The organism is Tabrizicola sp. BL-A-41-H6, from assembly GCF_050632395.1.
GTDB lineage: Bacteria > Pseudomonadota > Alphaproteobacteria > Rhodobacterales > Rhodobacteraceae > JAUYQR01.
The window spans coordinates 3,225,524-3,239,917 of sequence record NZ_CP192600.1 but is presented as its reverse complement, the minus strand read 5'-3'; the positions used below and the strand labels follow the sequence as shown (position 1 = coordinate 3,239,917).

The 14,394-nt window shown below is 65.9% G+C and carries 13 protein-coding genes; 9 read left to right on the top strand and 4 right to left on the bottom strand.

Annotation, left to right across the window (positions count from 1 at the left end):
- Positions 1–87: 87 nt before the first annotated feature.
- The gene (locus tag ACROUL_RS15870; RefSeq protein ID WP_431300423.1) at positions 88–1,380 is read left to right on the top strand and encodes an adenylosuccinate synthase; all 1,293 of its coding nucleotides are present in this window, start codon (positions 88–90) and stop codon (positions 1,378–1,380) included.
- A 10-nt stretch (positions 1,381–1,390) separates the two neighbouring features.
- Positions 1,391–1,648, top strand: coding sequence for a DUF2842 domain-containing protein (locus ACROUL_RS15865; protein ID WP_431300422.1), 258 nt, complete (start codon positions 1,391–1,393; stop codon positions 1,646–1,648).
- A 34-nt stretch (positions 1,649–1,682) separates the two neighbouring features.
- Here the strand turns inward: ACROUL_RS15865 and ACROUL_RS15860 are convergent, their stop codons facing one another.
- Entirely contained in the window at positions 1,683–3,926 is a 2,244-nt protein-coding gene (locus ACROUL_RS15860) for a hypothetical protein (RefSeq protein WP_431300421.1), read from the bottom strand.
- A gap of 139 nt (positions 3,927–4,065) precedes the next feature.
- Here ACROUL_RS15860 and ACROUL_RS15855 point away from each other — a divergent pair, with 139 nt between their 5' ends.
- A complete protein-coding gene (locus ACROUL_RS15855; RefSeq protein WP_431300420.1) occupies positions 4,066–4,734 on the top strand; it encodes a thiamine diphosphokinase in 669 nt (222 codons plus the stop codon).
- Here the strand turns inward: ACROUL_RS15855 and ACROUL_RS15850 are convergent.
- From ACROUL_RS15850 to ACROUL_RS15840, 3 genes are all read right to left on the bottom strand, one after another.
- Positions 4,709–5,626 carry a DMT family transporter gene (locus ACROUL_RS15850; RefSeq protein WP_431300419.1) on the bottom strand — a complete coding sequence of 306 codons (918 nt, stop codon included), beginning with the start codon at positions 5,624–5,626 and terminating at the stop codon, positions 4,709–4,711. The two genes, ACROUL_RS15855 and ACROUL_RS15850, sit on opposite strands and share 26 nt — an antisense overlap.
- A 168-nt stretch (positions 5,627–5,794) precedes the next feature.
- Positions 5,795–7,174 carry an L-serine ammonia-lyase gene (locus ACROUL_RS15845; protein ID WP_431300418.1) on the bottom strand — a complete coding sequence of 460 codons (1,380 nt, stop codon included), beginning with the start codon at positions 7,172–7,174 and terminating at the stop codon, positions 5,795–5,797.
- Positions 7,175–7,198: 24 nt separating this feature from the next.
- A complete protein-coding gene (locus tag ACROUL_RS15840) occupies positions 7,199–7,879 on the bottom strand; it encodes a glutathione S-transferase family protein (protein WP_431300417.1) in 681 nt (226 codons plus the stop codon).
- Between the two features lie 200 nt (positions 7,880–8,079).
- Between ACROUL_RS15840 and rpiA the strand changes: the two genes are divergently transcribed.
- From rpiA to ACROUL_RS15810, 6 genes are all read left to right on the top strand, one after another.
- Positions 8,080–8,865 (top strand): ribose-5-phosphate isomerase RpiA, encoded by a 786-nt coding sequence (gene rpiA, locus ACROUL_RS15835; RefSeq protein ID WP_431300416.1) that lies wholly within the window; start codon positions 8,080–8,082, stop codon positions 8,863–8,865.
- Between the two features lie 66 nt (positions 8,866–8,931).
- Complete coding sequence (gor, locus tag ACROUL_RS15830; protein ID WP_431300415.1) at positions 8,932–10,293, top strand: glutathione-disulfide reductase; 1,362 nt, start codon at positions 8,932–8,934, stop codon at positions 10,291–10,293.
- 77 nt (positions 10,294–10,370) lie between these two features.
- The gene (gene hflK, locus ACROUL_RS15825) at positions 10,371–11,591 is read left to right on the top strand and encodes an FtsH protease activity modulator HflK (RefSeq protein ID WP_431300414.1); all 1,221 of its coding nucleotides are present in this window, start codon (positions 10,371–10,373) and stop codon (positions 11,589–11,591) included.
- Positions 11,591–12,541, top strand: a complete 951-nt coding sequence (hflC, locus tag ACROUL_RS15820; protein WP_431300413.1) for a protease modulator HflC — start codon at positions 11,591–11,593, stop codon at positions 12,539–12,541. The genes hflK and hflC overlap by 1 nt, the downstream gene beginning before the upstream one ends.
- Entirely contained in the window at positions 12,538–12,735 is a 198-nt protein-coding gene (locus ACROUL_RS15815; RefSeq protein ID WP_431300412.1) for a DUF2065 family protein, read from the top strand. The genes hflC and ACROUL_RS15815 overlap by 4 nt, the downstream gene beginning before the upstream one ends.
- 144 nt (positions 12,736–12,879) lie before the next feature.
- A complete protein-coding gene (locus tag ACROUL_RS15810) occupies positions 12,880–14,334 on the top strand; it encodes a Do family serine endopeptidase (RefSeq protein WP_431300411.1) in 1,455 nt (484 codons plus the stop codon).
- Positions 14,335–14,394 lie beyond the last annotated feature (60 nt).

Sequence of the window (14,394 nt, the reverse complement as noted above, 5' to 3'; positions counted from 1 at the left end):
TTTTCGCCCACCGCCGGGCGCGGAATCGGGTTTCGCCGGGGCCCGTCGCCGGATATACGGCTGGCGGTTCACCGGTGGAGGAATGCAATGGCCAATGTCGTCGTCGTGGGTGCCCAGTGGGGCGATGAGGGCAAGGGCAAGATTGTCGACTGGTTGTCGGAACGCGCCGATGTGATCGTGCGGTTTCAGGGTGGCCACAACGCGGGCCACACGCTGGTGATCGGCAACACGGTCTACAAGCTGAGCCTGTTGCCATCGGGGATCGTGCGGGGCGGCAAGCTTTCAGTGATCGGCAATGGCGTGGTGGTCGACCCCTGGCATCTGGTGACCGAGATCGCCAAGTTGCGCGGGCAGGGCGTGGACATCTCGCCCGACAATCTGATGATCGCGGAAAACGCGCCCTTGATCCTGCCGGTGCATGGCGAGTTGGATCGGGCGCGCGAAAACCAGACCTCGGTCGCCAAGATCGGCACCACCGGGCGCGGGATCGGGCCTGCCTATGAGGACAAGGTGGGCCGCAGGGCCATTCGCGTGGCCGACCTTGGCGATGCGGCGACGCTGGAATTGCGGGTCGATCGGCTGATGGTGCATCACAATGCGCTGCGGCAGGGGCTTGGGATCGCGCCGATCGACCGTGACGCGCTGCTGGCGCAGTTGCGCGAGATCGCGCCGCAGGTGCTGCCTTATGCCAAGCCGGTCTGGAAGGTGCTGCACGAGGCGCGGCGGGGGGGCAAGCGCATCCTGTTCGAGGGCGCGCAGGGAGCGCTTCTGGACATCGACTTTGGCACCTATCCGTTTGTCACCAGTTCCAACGTGATCGCAGGGCAGGCGGCGACCGGCTCGGGGATGGGACCGGGGGCGATTGATTTCGTGCTGGGCATCGTGAAGGCCTATACCACACGCGTCGGCGAAGGGCCGTTTCCGGCGGAGCTGCATGACGCCGATGGCGAGCGGCTGGGCGAGCGGGGGCATGAGTTCGGCACCGTTACAGGGCGCAAGCGCCGCTGCGGCTGGTTCGATGCGGTGCTGGTGCGGCAGACCTGCGTGACAAGCGGGGTGAAGGGCATTGCCCTGACCAAGCTTGATGTACTGGACGGGTTTCCGACGCTGAAGATCTGTGTGGGATACGATCTGGACGGGGTGCGGCTGGACTACCTGCCGACGGCTGCCGACCAACAGGCCCGCTGCACGCCGGTTTACGAAGAAATGGAAGGCTGGTCGGAAACGACCGCCGGGGCGCGGTCATGGGCCGACCTGCCGGGCGCGGCGATCAAGTATGTGCGGCGGATCGAAGAGTTGATCCAGTGCCCGGTGGCGCTACTTTCCACCTCGCCCGAGCGGGACGACACGATCCTCGTGACCGACCCGTTCGCGGACTGAGGGGCAGGCGATGGCGTTGAGTTACAAGGCCCGGCGGCGCTGGGCGCTGGTGATCCTTTTGATCGGGATGCCGATATACGTGGTGGTGGCGGTCAATCTGGTGGATTGGCTGGAGCGTCCGGCGATCTGGCTGGAGCTGGTGATCTACGTGGCGCTTGGGTTCTTGTGGATGCTGCCGTTCAAGTTCATCTTCACGGGCATCGGTCAGGCTGATCCTGACGCGGCCCCGGATAAGGAAAAGGCGGACGGGAAGCCCCCATCCGCCTGAAATCTCCGCCTGAAGTCTCGCGTGTCGTCGGCGATTAAAGCGCCAGACGGCGGGCTTCTGCCAGATAGGGCGAGTCGCTGGCCAGTGTATACTGGCCGCGACGGACCTTTTCGATCTTGCCGGTGCGCAGTAGCGTGCCGAATGACCGCAAGCCATCTTCGCGCGAGGGCGAGATTCCGGCAGGGCCAGCGGTCAGGCGGCGCATCAGTTGCGGGCGGGTGAAGCTGTCGCGGTTTTCGACGATGGTGGCGTAGGCAGCGGCCGCTTCGAGCCGTTCGGTCAGCGAGGACACGCCAAGCTGTTCGACAAATTCGGCAAAGCCAGCGTCATCGGAGAAGATGTTGTCGGTGTCGCCATCTTCGTCTTCGTCGAATTCGGCGATTGCGGCGGCATACTGGTCATCGGCGACGGGTGCATGGGACGACGCGGCCGAGGCACCGATGGCATTCGACAGACGTCCGGGGCGCACGGCAACCATCGGCTGACCGGCGGGCGGGGTGCGGTCGATGCGCTGTTCGGACACCAGCACCAAGGGCGGGGCGGTCATCATGCTGGGGCGGATACCGGGCCGCTGGGTGGGTTGCGGGCGCACGCTGACTTCGCGGCGCGGGCGGACCACCGGGGCGGAAGGCTCTTCCTCTTCGGGTTGGACTGCGTGGGCGAGGTCGTCGAGGTAGGGACCGATCTTGGCGGTGGGCGAGGTGAGCGCCTCGCCGGTCACGGCGCGTTCGGCCTCGGTCGCGGCGACGGCGGCCTTCAGGTGGGCGATGGCCGACAGGCGGCGGCGGTTTTCGGCGCCTGCCATCTCGTCATCGGCCTGACGCATCAGGCGCGACAGGGCCACCGCTTCGCCCGCGCTGTCGAAGGGGCGGGTCGGATCATCGGCGGGGCTGACGTCGTCGTCGCCGTCTTCGCCTTCGGCGCGGCGAATGCGGATGACGCGGGCATTGGCGCGTTTTGGCGCGGCGTCGGCGTCACCGTCATCTTCAGCGGTAGCTTCGGAGGCGAGAACCTGGTCGGCGAAATCCTCTTCGACGAGGGTTTCCGTGACCGTCGTTTCGGCGACGAAAACGTCGGTGAAGGTCGCTTCGCCGGCCATCGGTGGCGCGGCTTCGTCTTCGTCGTAAAGGTCGTCGAGGGCCGCGGCGGGCTGGACGTCGTTCAGGTCGGCAAGGTCTGCCAGCGGTTCCAGCGTGGCGGGGCCGGTGTCTTCGTCCTGAGTGACCGACAAGATGATGTCGTCTGCCGTGTCGAGAGCGACGCCGTCCAGTGCGGCGAGGTCTTCCAGCGTGTCGTCGTCCTCTTCAATCACCAGGGCATCGGCGAGAAGCAGCATCGGCTCGGGAGCCGCCGCTTCGCTGTCGTTCGCGTCGTCGCGGTCGCCAAGCAAGAGGCCAAGCCGCGCGACCATGTCGTCGACGCCGGCGGTGTCTTCGGGGTCTTCGTCGGTGACGCTGTCGGTCAGGACCAGCGCGGGCATTTCGTCGGCTTCGGCTTCGGCTTCGGCTTCGGGTTCGGCTTCGGGTTCCGGTTCAACGGACGCTTGCGCTGCGATGTCGGCCTGAAGGTCGGCGTCGGCGGCGTCGACGAGGGCTTCGGGGGCGAAGTCTTCGGCGGCAAGGTTGGCGGTGGCGAAGTCTTCGAGAAGGTAATCTTCTTCCGCGTCGAAGGCAGGGGCTTCGGCGGGGGCCTCGGCAACCGGGGCGGCTTCCTGCGCTTCGGGCAGATCGAGGTCTTCGTCCTGTGGCGCGGGGGTGGGGTGGTAGCTGACGGCCTGACGGATGCGCGCCAGTTTTGCAGCGACACCGCCCGGGATCACGTCATGCAGCACCGGCAGATCGGGCTCTGGTGCGGCTGCGGCGGGTTGAACGGGTGCGGCAGTGGGCGCAGGTGCTTCGGCGACCGGGGCGGCAGGTGCCGGAGCAGTGGGAGCGGGGGCCGGGGCAGCGGGAGCGGGGGCCGGAGCAGCGGCCCTGGCTTCGGCGGGGATCGGGGCGACGGGGGCTGCGACTTGCGACGGGGCATCGTGCTGGCGCAGGAAGACCGAGTTGTCCTGCACCCGCGCCTCGACCATACGGCTGACTTCGCGTTCGGCGATCCGGTGCAGCATTGCTGCATCGGGGGTGGGAGGTTCGGCCCCGAAATACCGGTCGTCCGACGCGAGGTCGCGGAAGTATTCCGCAATCGCCTTCATCGTGTTCAGCGGATCGTCAAAGCCTTCCAGCGTGCAGCTGAACGTGCCGTAAGATACCGTCAGGATTTTGCTGTCACCGATCATAGCTCGGACGTCCCTTGTTCACCGAAATTAGCGGGTACTAGACCCCACACGCCGCAATACCATCGACAGACCGGGGTAATTTGATGGATGGATTGTGGCCAGCAATGAGAAAATCTGCCTTAATTGGATACAGTTTTGCATGAAATCACCGATTGTCCAATCTTCCCACGCGGTCACGTTGGTGGGAGGTGGGCCATTTTCCGCCCGTGACCTGCAGCTTTGCCTGTCACGCGCGCCGTTGGCGGTGGCGGCGGATGGCGGGGCGGACCTTTTGCTGCGCTGCGGGGTGATGCCGGAGGCGGTGATCGGCGATTTCGATTCGCTGTCGGAGTCGGCGCTGGCGGAGATCCCTGCATCGCGGCAGCACCGGCTGGAAGAGCAGGCGACAACGGATTTCGACAAGGTGCTGCGGTCGGTCGAGGCGCCTTTGTATCTGGCGCTGGGCTTTGCCGGGGCGCGGCTGGATCACGGGCTGGCGGTGTTCAACACGCTTATCCGCAGGGCCGGGCAGCGCTGCATCGTGATCGGGCCGAAGGATGTCGCGTTTGCCGCGCCGTGCGATCTGCGGTTGACGCTGAAGCTCGGGGATACGCTGTCGCTGTTTCCCTTCGCGCCGGTCACGGGGCGGAGTGAAGGGTTGGAATGGCCGATCGACGGCATCCGGTTTGCGCCGGACGGGATGATCGGCACGTCGAACCGGGTCGTGCGACGCGAAGTGCTGCTGTCGTTCGACGGCCCAGGGATGCTGGCGATCTTGCCGCGGGCGCGGCTGGATGCGGTGATCAGGGCGCTGACGGCAGCGGCCTGACGCGGGCGGCAAGACGCTCGCGGTGGATGATGTAGAGGCCGGAGGAGACGATCACCGCGATCCCGGCCCAGGTCATCGCGTTGGGGAAATCGCCGAACACTGCGAAGCCGAGCGCCACCGCGACCACGATTTCGGAATAGTGCAGCGGTGCCAGTGTGGCGGAGGGCGCGTAGGTCAGCGCGTAGGTCATGCACATGTGGCTGACGGCTGCCCAGAAGCCGACGCCGAAAAGCCAGAGCCAGAGCACGCCATGCGGCCAGACCGGGTCGAATTCGGCCCAGCCGGTGCCGTCAGCCAGCAGCATCACCGGCAGGCACATCAGAAGGCCGGTCCATGAGGTGTGGAACTGCATGGTGACGGGGTGCATGTAGGCGGAAATCGCCCGCGTCACGAGCATGTAGAAGGCAAAGAAGAAGGCGGTGCCGAGCGGCCAGAGCGCGACCCAGCCGAAGACCGCAAGCGAGGGCTGGATCACCAGAAGCGCGCCGCCGAAGCCCACGGCGGAGGCCGCGATGCGGCGCGGGCCGACATGATCGCCGAAGATCAGGCTGCCGAGGATCAGCACGATGAACGGCTCGACAAAGGCAATGGCGAGGGCGTCGGCCACCGGCATCACGGCGATGCCCGAGACGAAGGAGAAGGTCGACAGAATCAGGAAGATCGCGCGCAGGATGACGAAACCGAGCGCGCGGCGCGGCAGGCGCAGGCTCAGCCCCATGAACAGCACGACCGGCAGCATCAGCGCGCCCTGCACGAGGAACCGTGCGGTGGTGATTTGCCCGACCGGAATGCCCCCTTCGGCGGCGAGTTTCGCCGACACGTCGAGAAGCGGCGCAAGCAGGCAGAATACCAGCATCAATAAGATGCCGCGCAGGATGCGGTCGTCGGTCATGGCGCCCTGCCTAGCCTGCAGCGCCGCGCCCCGCCAGCCTGATTGCGACATGTGGGGGCAGAACTGCGGGCACGAAGATGAGCGCCTTTCAGGCGCACGCCATTTTCTCGCCTCTGGCAGGCGGCCATCCGGCTTGGGAAAGACTCCAGCCGGATGCAGGGTGTGCGGTCAGCAGTTCGGCACGTTGACGGCGAGGCCGCCGAGCGAGGTTTCCTTGTATTTCTCGTGCATGTCCTTGCCGGTCTGGCGCATCGTTTCGATGCAGACGTCGAGGCTTACGAGGTGCTGGCCGTCGCCCCTCAGCGACAGGGAGGCGGCGGAGACGGCCTTGATGGCACCAAGGCCGTTGCGTTCGATGCAAGGGACCTGCACGAGGCCCTTGACAGGGTCGCAGGTCATGCCGAGGTGGTGTTCGAGGGCGATTTCGGCGGCGTTTTCCACCTGTTCGGGGGTGCCGCCCAGAACCGCGCAGAGGCCGGCGGCGGCCATCGCTGCGGCGGAGCCGACCTCGGCCTGACAGCCGCATTCGGCACCAGATATGCTTGCGTTGTGCTTGCACAGGCCACCGATGGCGGCGGCGGTCAGGAGGAACTCGCCCACGCGGGAGGTGGAGGCGCCGGGGACGTGGTCGAGGTAGTACCGCAAGGTGGCGGGAACCACGCCCGCGGCACCGTTGGTCGGGGCGGTGACGACCTGGCCGCCGGCGGCGTTTTCTTCGTTCACCGCCATGGCGTAGAGCGACATCCAGTCGTTGATCGTGTGCGGGGCGGTCATGTTGAGGCCGCGTTCAGCGATGAGCGCGTCGTGGATGCCCTTGGCCCGCCTGCGCACCTTGAGGCCGCCGGGGAGGATGCCGGTTCCCAGCATGCCGCGCGAGATGCAGTCGTTCATCACCTGCCAGAGGCGAGCGATGCCTGCGTCGATTTCGGCGGCGGTGCGGAACTTCAGTTCGTTGGCGCGTTTCATCGCAGCGATGGTGAGGCCGGAGGTCTGGGCCATCTCCAGCATCTCGGCTGCGGTTTCGAACGGGTAGGGCACGTCGGCGCGGGCCTTGGCCTTGGCGCCGTCGGCTTCGGTCAGTTCGGCGGCGGTAAGGACGAAGCCGCCACCGATGGAGTAGTAGGTTTCCTGCAAGATCACGTCGCCCTGCGCGTCAGTGGCCTTCAGGATCATGCCGTTGGCGTGGCCCGGCAGGGCGGGACCGTAGTCGAAGAGGAGATCCTTGCCGGGATCGAAGGCGAGGGGGCCGATGCCCGGCGCGTCGATCACATGGGTTGCCTTGATCGCGGCAAGAACCGTCTCGGCCTTTTCAGCATCGTAGGTGGCGGGTTCGAACCCAGCGAGGCCGAGGATAGTGGCGCGGTCGGTGGCGTGGCCGACGCCGGTGAAGGCGAGGGAGCCGTGGAGCGAGGCGCGCAGGCCGTGGGCGTGGAACGGGCTGGCCTTGAGGGTGGCGAGGAACCGTGCCGCCGCCACCATCGGCCCCATCGTGTGCGAGGACGACGGGCCGATGCCCACCTTGAACATGTCGAAGACGGAAAGGAACATGGGTGGTCCTGTTGTTCGGCGCGCCTAGAGGGCGCTGCCTTCGGGTGGGTTCGGTTCTTGCGGATCGGTGAAGGGGGCGGAGCCGAGCCCTTCGGCGCGGGCGATGACGGGGGTTTCGACGCGGCGTTCCTGCGCTTCGGCCAAGGCTTGCAGATGTGGGTAGTTGCCCAGCGAAAACCAAGGTTTGCCGGTATCGGTGTAAAGCACGCACCAGCGGGCGAGGGTGATCGTGTAGGCCGAAAGCGGGCGGGGCGGAGCGAACAGCGCGGGATGTTCGGCGGCGGCTTCGTCGAGAAGCGCGAAGTGGCGGTTCATCCGGGCGGTCATGATCTCGGCGTGGGCGGGGTGGGCTTCGACCGGGCAGTACAGATGCGGGTAGAACATCTGGCGCAGGTCGGCGTGGGCGGTGTTCGACAGGAAGAACAGCCATTTCAGGAAGGGCAGGCGGTCCGGATCGGCGGGTTTCGGGCCGAGGCCATGCGTGTCGGCCAGCCAGAGGAGGATCGCGCCGGTTTCCGAGATCGGGCCGTGGGGTGTGATCAGCGTCGGGATCAGGCCTGCGGGGTTCAGGGCGCGATAGGCGGCGCTGTCTTGCTGGCGGGTTCTGCGGTCCACGAGGGCGGTGCGATAGGGAATGCCGGCACCGTCCAGCACCAGCCGGATGATGAGCGAGGCGTTGTCTGGTGCGTAGTGCAGTGTGTACATCGGCTTTCCCCAGGCAGGCGCACCCTGCGGCCCTTCTTGCCGCGCGTCAGGTCGAAAAGCGACCCCTTGCCGACAAAGGCGGCGATCCGGAGCGGTTCGCAGGGCAGATTTGGCCGGATCTGGCGCGCGGCTCTTCTGAAAACCCTCTCGCCCTTGCGGGGGGTTTGCGGTAATCCCGAAGGGACAGCAGGAGGTAGCCGATGCCCGCCGATCTTTCGCCCATCGACAAGGCCAAGTTCGTGGCCGCCCGCCGCGCGGTGGATTTCGTGGAAAACGGGATGAAGCTGGGGCTTGGCACCGGGTCGACTGCGGCATGGATGGTGCGCTGTCTGGCCGAGCGGGTGAAGGACGAGGGGCTGCGGGTGGTGGGGGTGCCGACCTCGCGCCGGACGGCAGAACTGGCGACGGAATTGGGCGTGCCGATCACCACGATGGACGAGGTGAAGTGGCTGGATCTGACCATCGACGGGGCGGACGAGTTCGACCCGAACCTGAACCTGATCAAGGGTGGCGGGGCGGCGCTGTTGCAGGAAAAGATCGTGGCGACCGCGTCGGACCGGATGATCGTGATCGCCGATGCGGCGAAGGAAGTGGCTCAGCTTGGCGCATTCCCGTTGCCGGTGGAAGTGGTGCCGTTTGGCTGGCAGACCACCAAGGCGCTGATCGAGGAGACGCTGTTCAGCATGGACGTGCTGGGACGCGACGTGGCCCTGCGGATGAACAAATCGAAGCCGGTCAAGACCGACGAGAACAACTATATCCTCGATCTGTCGTTGAAGCGGATCGGCAACCCGCGACAACTGGCGCTCGTGCTGAACCAGATTCCGGGCGTGGTGGAGAATGGTCTTTTCATCGACATCTGCGACATCGTGGTGATCGGGCATGGCGACGGGCGAGTGACGGTGCGCGACATCAACACCGGCAAGGTCGAGGATGCCTCGGTCGAGGTGGCGGCGAGCGACAACATTTTCGCAGACCTCGACTGACGCGGCGGGCGCTGGCACATCGGCGCAAAACGGTGCATGGAAGGGCCGCAGGAAGCGAGGCGGCGGATGAGCGATTTCGACTATGATCTATTTGTCATCGGCGGCGGGTCGGGCGGGGTGCGCGCTTCGCGGATCGCCAGCGGCGAGCATGGCGCAAAGGTCGGTCTGGCCGAGGAAAGCCGGATGGGCGGCACTTGCGTCATCCGGGGCTGCGTGCCGAAGAAGCTGATGGTGTTCGCATCGGGCTTTCCCGAGGCGATGGAGGATGCGCGGTCTTACGGGTGGGACGTGACGGTGCGCGGCTTTGACTGGCCGCGGTTTCGCACGACGCTGGAGGCTGATCTGGACCGGCTGGAGAAGGCCTATCGCACCACGCTGACGAATGCCGGTGTCACCATCCACGATGCGCGGGCCACTCTCGTCGATGCGCATACCGTGCGGCTGGCGGACGGCCAGACGCTGCGGACGCGGCACATTCTGGTGGCGACTGGCGGACGGCCGTTCGTGCCGGAAATACCGGGGGCGGAGCTGGCGCTCACATCTAACGAGATGTTCCATTTGCCCAGCCTGCCGAAGCGGGCGCTGGTGGTGGGCGGTGGGTATATCGCATCGGAGTTTTCCTGCATTCTGAACGGTTTGGGCGTAGAGGTGTGCCAGTATTACCGGGGCGCACAAATCCTGCGCGGGTTCGACGACGAGGCGCGCGGCCATGTCGCCACGGCGATGGCGGCAAGTGGCATCACCGTTCAATGCAGTACGGATGTACTGCGGCTGGAAAAGACGGAAACCGGGATCGTGGCGGTAGCGACGGACGGGTCGAGCCGCGAGTTCGATCTGGTGATGTATGCCACGGGGCGGCATCCGAACACCGAAGGGCTGGGTTTGCAGGGGTTGGGCGTAGAATTGGGCCGGCAGGGGCAGATCGTGGTCGACCGATACAGCCAGACGGCGGTGCCGTCGATCTTTGCGGTTGGTGATGTGACGGGCCGGGTGAACCTGACGCCGGTTGCGATCCGCGAGGGGCATGCCTTTGCCGATACGGTGTTCGGTGGCAAGCCTACGGTCTTTGATCACGGCCTGATTGCCTCGGCGGTGTTCACGCGGCCGGAACTTGGGTCGGTCGGGCTGAGCGAGGAAGCGGCGCGGGAGCAGGAGCCGATCGAGGTTTATTCCACTGCGTTCCGGCCAATGAAGACGGCGTTTGCCGGGCGGGCCGACCGGGTGATGATGAAGCTGATTGTCAGTCAGGCCACGCGCAAGGTGATGGGCTGCCACATTGTGGCTCCAGAAGCTGGCGAGATGATCCAGCTGGCCGCCATCGCGATAGGGATGGGTGCGACCAAAGAAGACTTCGACCGCACCTGTGCGGTGCATCCGACGATGGCGGAAGAGTTGGTCACGATGCGAAAACCCGTGAGAATAGCCTGAGGCCGGGGGCTTGGCCGCTTGATTTTCGGCCCCTCGTAACCAGTTATGGCAAGAGACAAAGGGAAAGGTTTCAGTAAATGGCAGGAAGTGGCGGTCCTTGGGGCGGCGGCGGCGGCTCTGACGGGGACGACCGGAACGGCAAGGGCGGAGACGGCGAGGATCGTCGTGGCCCTCGCAAGGGTGAAACCGGGCCGCAAATCCCCGAGATCGACCAACTGGTAAAGCGCGGTCAGGAACAGATCCGCGTGCTGATGGGCGGGCGCGGACGCGGTAACCTTGGCGGTGGCGGCGGACCGGGTGGTCCCGGCATCGGCGGCGGTGGCCCGGTGGTGACCAAGCAGGGCGTGGCGCTGGGTGCGCTGGCCCTGGTGGCGCTGTGGGCCTTCATGTCGTTTTACACGGTGCGGCCCGAGGAACGCTCGGTCGAGCTGTTTCTGGGCGAAAGCGCCGGGATCGGAAGCCCCGGCCTGAACTTCGCGCCGTGGCCGATTGTCACCTATGAAAAGGTGCAGGTCACCGGCGAACGGATCACCGAGATCGGCACCGGCGAGAACGGGTCCGAAACCGGGCTGATGCTGACGCGTGACCAGAACATCGTCGACATCGGATTCCAGGTGGTTTGGAACATCGCTAACCCCGAGGGCTACCTGTTCAACCTAGCCGACCCCGAGGACACGATCCGCGCGGTCAGCGAAAGTGCCATGCGCGATATCGTGGCGCGGTCGGAACTGTCGCCGATCCTGAACCGCGACCGGGGCGTGATCGCTGCGGATGTGCAGGCGCAGGTGCAGGCGACGCTGGACAGCTATAACGCCGGGATTTCGGTGATCCGCGTCAACCTGCAGCGCGCGCAACCGCCGCGCGAGGTGATCGACGCGTTCCGCGAAGTGCAGGCCGCACAGCAGCAGCGCGACACGCTGGAAAAAGAGGCTGACGCCTATGCCAACCGGGTGACTGCAGGGGCCCGTGGTGCCGCGGCGCAGCTTGAAGAAGAGGCCGAGGCCTACCGCGCGCAGGCCGTGAACATCGCCGCGGGTGAAACCGCGCGCTTCATCTCGGTTTACGACGAATATGTTAAGGCGCCCGAGGTTACCCGGCGGCGGCTTTATCTGGAAACGATGGAAAAGGTGCTGGGTGGGATGAACAAGGTGATCCTTGACGGCGTCTCGGGCGGCGAGGCAGGTCAGGGCGTGGTGCCCTTCCTGCCGTTGAACGAACTTAACCGGATGTCGACGCCGCAAGCCGGCGCACAGGGCGCCGGTCAGGCTGCAGGCTCGAACACGGGAGCGACCAACTGATGCGCGCGATGTATGTCATTCCCGTGATCGTGGTGGTGCTGGTAGGCATCCTGTCGTCGCTGTTCATCGTCGATGAACGCAAGAAGGCGCTGGTCCTGCAATTCGGTCAGGTCACCCAGGTCAAAACCGACCCCGGTCTTGGGTTCAAGGTGCCGTTCATTCAGGAGGTGGTCTATTACGAGGACCGCATTCTGGGTCTGCCGACGACGCCGATCGAAGTCACCATGCTGGACGACCGCCGTCTTGTGGTCGATGCCTTCGCGCGCTGGCGCATCGTTGATCTGGTGACGTTCCGCGAAGCGGTCGGCACCGGGGCAGAGGCACAGGCACTGCGGCGGCTGGAAGGGATCGTCAACCCGGCGATCCAGGAGGTTCTCGGGTCGGTGCCATCCTCACGCGTGTTGTCGGAAGACCGCACGGCGCTGATGAACCAGATCCGCGACATCGCCCGCCGTCAGGCGCTGGCGCTGGGCATCGACGTTATCGACGTTCGCCTGACGCGGACCGATCTGCCCGAGCAGAACCTTGAGGCAACTTTCGCAAGGATGCGGGCCGAACGGGAACGCGAGGCGGCCGACGAGATCGCCCGTGGTGGCGAAGCGGCGCAGCGGGTGCGTGCATCGGCGGACCGGACGGTGGTGGAACTGACCTCGGACGCGCGGCGCAAGGCCGAAGTGATCCGCGGCGAGGCAGATGCCGAACGCAACGCGATCTACGCCGAAGCCTTTGGCCGCGACCCGGAGTTCTTTGCTTTCACCCGGTCGCTGACGGCCTACGAGCGCGCCCTGCAATCGGGCAACTCGTCGATCGTGATGCAGCCGGACAGCGAGTTCTTCGAGTATCTGCGCAGCTATGCCATCCCCGCGCCGCATGTGCCGATCGAGGTGGCCCCGCCCGCCGAAGCACCTGCGGCGGCACCGGCAGATGACGCAGCTGCCCCTGCGCCATGAGCCTTTTGGCTCTCGCCCTTGGGCTGGTGCTGATCGTGGAGGGGCTGGCGCTTGCGCTGGCCCCTTCGCGCATGGAGGATGTGCTGCGGCTGATCGTGGGCCTCAGCCGCGACCAGCGCCGGATGATCGGGCTGGCCGCGCTGGCGCTTGGCACCGCGCTGGCATGGCTGGGGCAGGGCGTGCTGGCCGGCTGACATAATATTCACATCCGTTTGAAGCCGCGTGACGGGGTTTGCATTGTGTTGGGGCTTCACTATCTGTTCTTCTATCCATGACGCGACCTGGGCGCTTCGCCCCACTTCTGCGCCGCACCTACCGTTGAACAGGAGTTCGCAACCGTGCCCGACTTGACCCCTTCCATCCGCAGCGCCCTGCGGTCCAGCACGCTTCTGGCGTTGGTCCTGGGCTTTGGCCTCTCGCTTGCGCCGGCGCATGAGGCGGAGGCGTTCGGCGCGCCTGAAAGCTTTGCCGAGCTGGCCGACCAGATCAGCCCATCGGTGGTGAACATCACCACCAGCGCCCTGATCGCCGCCCCGGCCGATGGCATGCCGATGGTGCCCGAAGGCAGCCCGTTCCAGGATTTCTTCGATGACTTCAACAACCGTGGCGGTAACGGCGGGCCGCAACGATCCGAGGCGCTCGGTTCGGGTTTCGTGGTTTCCGAGGATGGCTACATCGTCACGAACAACCACGTGATCGAAGGCGCCGACGAGATCAGCATCGAGTTCTTCTCGGGCGTCAAGCTGCCGGCCAAGCTGGTTGGCACCGATCCCAAGACCGACATCGCGCTGTTGAAGGTGGAAAGCGACAAGCCGCTGCCGTTCGTGACCTTCGGCAATTCCGATCTGATGCGGGTTGGCGACTGGGTGATGGCGATGGGCAACCCGCTGGGCCAGGGTTTTTCGGTCAGCGCGGGCATCGTGTCGGCCCGGGGGCGCGAGCTTTCCGGCACCTATGACGATTACCTGCAGACCGACGCCGCGATCAACCGGGGCAACTCGGGCGGGCCGTTGTTCAATATGGACGGACAGGTCATCGGGGTGAACACCGCGATCCTGTCGCCGAATGGCGGCTCGATCGGCATCGGCTTTTCGATGGCGTCGAACGTGGTGACCAAGGTCGTCGACCAGTTGAAAGAGTTCGGGGAAACCCGGCGCGGCTGGCTGGGCGTGCGCATTCAGGACGTGACGCCGGACGTGGCCGAGGCGATGGGTCTGGCCGAGGCGAAGGGTGCACTGGTGACCGACGTGCCGGAAGGTCCGGCCAAGTCTGCAGGCGTGACGGCAGGCGATGTGATCACCATGTTCGCGGGCCAGCCGGTTGGCGATGCGGGCGATCTGACGCGCCGCGTGGCTGACGCACCGATTGGCGAGGCTGTGCCGGTGATCGTGCAGCGTGACGGCAAGACCGAGACGCTGCAGGTGACGCTGGGCCGCCGCGAGGAGGCCGAAGCGGCACCGGTTCCGGCGGCATCGCCCGCCCCGGCCGAACCGAAGGAGCTGCAATCGCTTGGCTTGACGCTGACGCCCCTGAACGAGGAACTGCGCGGAGGGCTGGGCCTTGATGCCGGGGCCGAGGGGCTGGTGGTGACGGCGGTGGATCAGGCGTCCGAGGCCTTTACCAAGGGGCTGCGCGAAGGTGATCTGATCACCGAGGCCGGCCAGCAGAAGGTGGTGCGGCTGCAGGATCTGGAAGACCGGATCGCCGAGGCCAAGGGGGCGGGGCGCAAGTCGCTGCTGCTGCTGGTCCGGCGCGGCGGTGACCCGCGGTTTGTCGCGCTGTCGATCGAATAAGGCAGGCGGCTGAGTTAAGGGGATCTGGCGGCAGGAACACCTCCTGCCGCCAGATCTGTT

Coding starts and splice junctions, on each gene's coding strand:
- ACROUL_RS15870 (WP_431300423.1), top strand. CDS start 88: ATGGCCAATGTCGTCGTCGTGGGTGCCCAGTGGGGCGATGAGGGCAAG.
- ACROUL_RS15865 (WP_431300422.1), top strand. CDS start 1,391: ATGGCGTTGAGTTACAAGGCCCGGCGGCGCTGGGCGCTGGTGATCCTT.
- ACROUL_RS15860 (WP_431300421.1), bottom strand. CDS start 3,926: ATGATCGGTGACAGCAAAATCCTGACGGTATCTTACGGCACGTTCAGC.
- ACROUL_RS15855 (WP_431300420.1), top strand. CDS start 4,066: ATGAAATCACCGATTGTCCAATCTTCCCACGCGGTCACGTTGGTGGGA.
- ACROUL_RS15850 (WP_431300419.1), bottom strand. CDS start 5,626: ATGACCGACGACCGCATCCTGCGCGGCATCTTATTGATGCTGGTATTC.
- ACROUL_RS15845 (WP_431300418.1), bottom strand. CDS start 7,174: ATGTTCCTTTCCGTCTTCGACATGTTCAAGGTGGGCATCGGCCCGTCG.
- ACROUL_RS15840 (WP_431300417.1), bottom strand. CDS start 7,879: ATGTACACACTGCACTACGCACCAGACAACGCCTCGCTCATCATCCGG.
- rpiA (WP_431300416.1), top strand. CDS start 8,080: ATGCCCGCCGATCTTTCGCCCATCGACAAGGCCAAGTTCGTGGCCGCC.
- gor (WP_431300415.1), top strand. CDS start 8,932: ATGAGCGATTTCGACTATGATCTATTTGTCATCGGCGGCGGGTCGGGC.
- hflK (WP_431300414.1), top strand. CDS start 10,371: ATGGCAGGAAGTGGCGGTCCTTGGGGCGGCGGCGGCGGCTCTGACGGG.
- hflC (WP_431300413.1), top strand. CDS start 11,591: ATGCGCGCGATGTATGTCATTCCCGTGATCGTGGTGGTGCTGGTAGGC.
- ACROUL_RS15815 (WP_431300412.1), top strand. CDS start 12,538: ATGAGCCTTTTGGCTCTCGCCCTTGGGCTGGTGCTGATCGTGGAGGGG.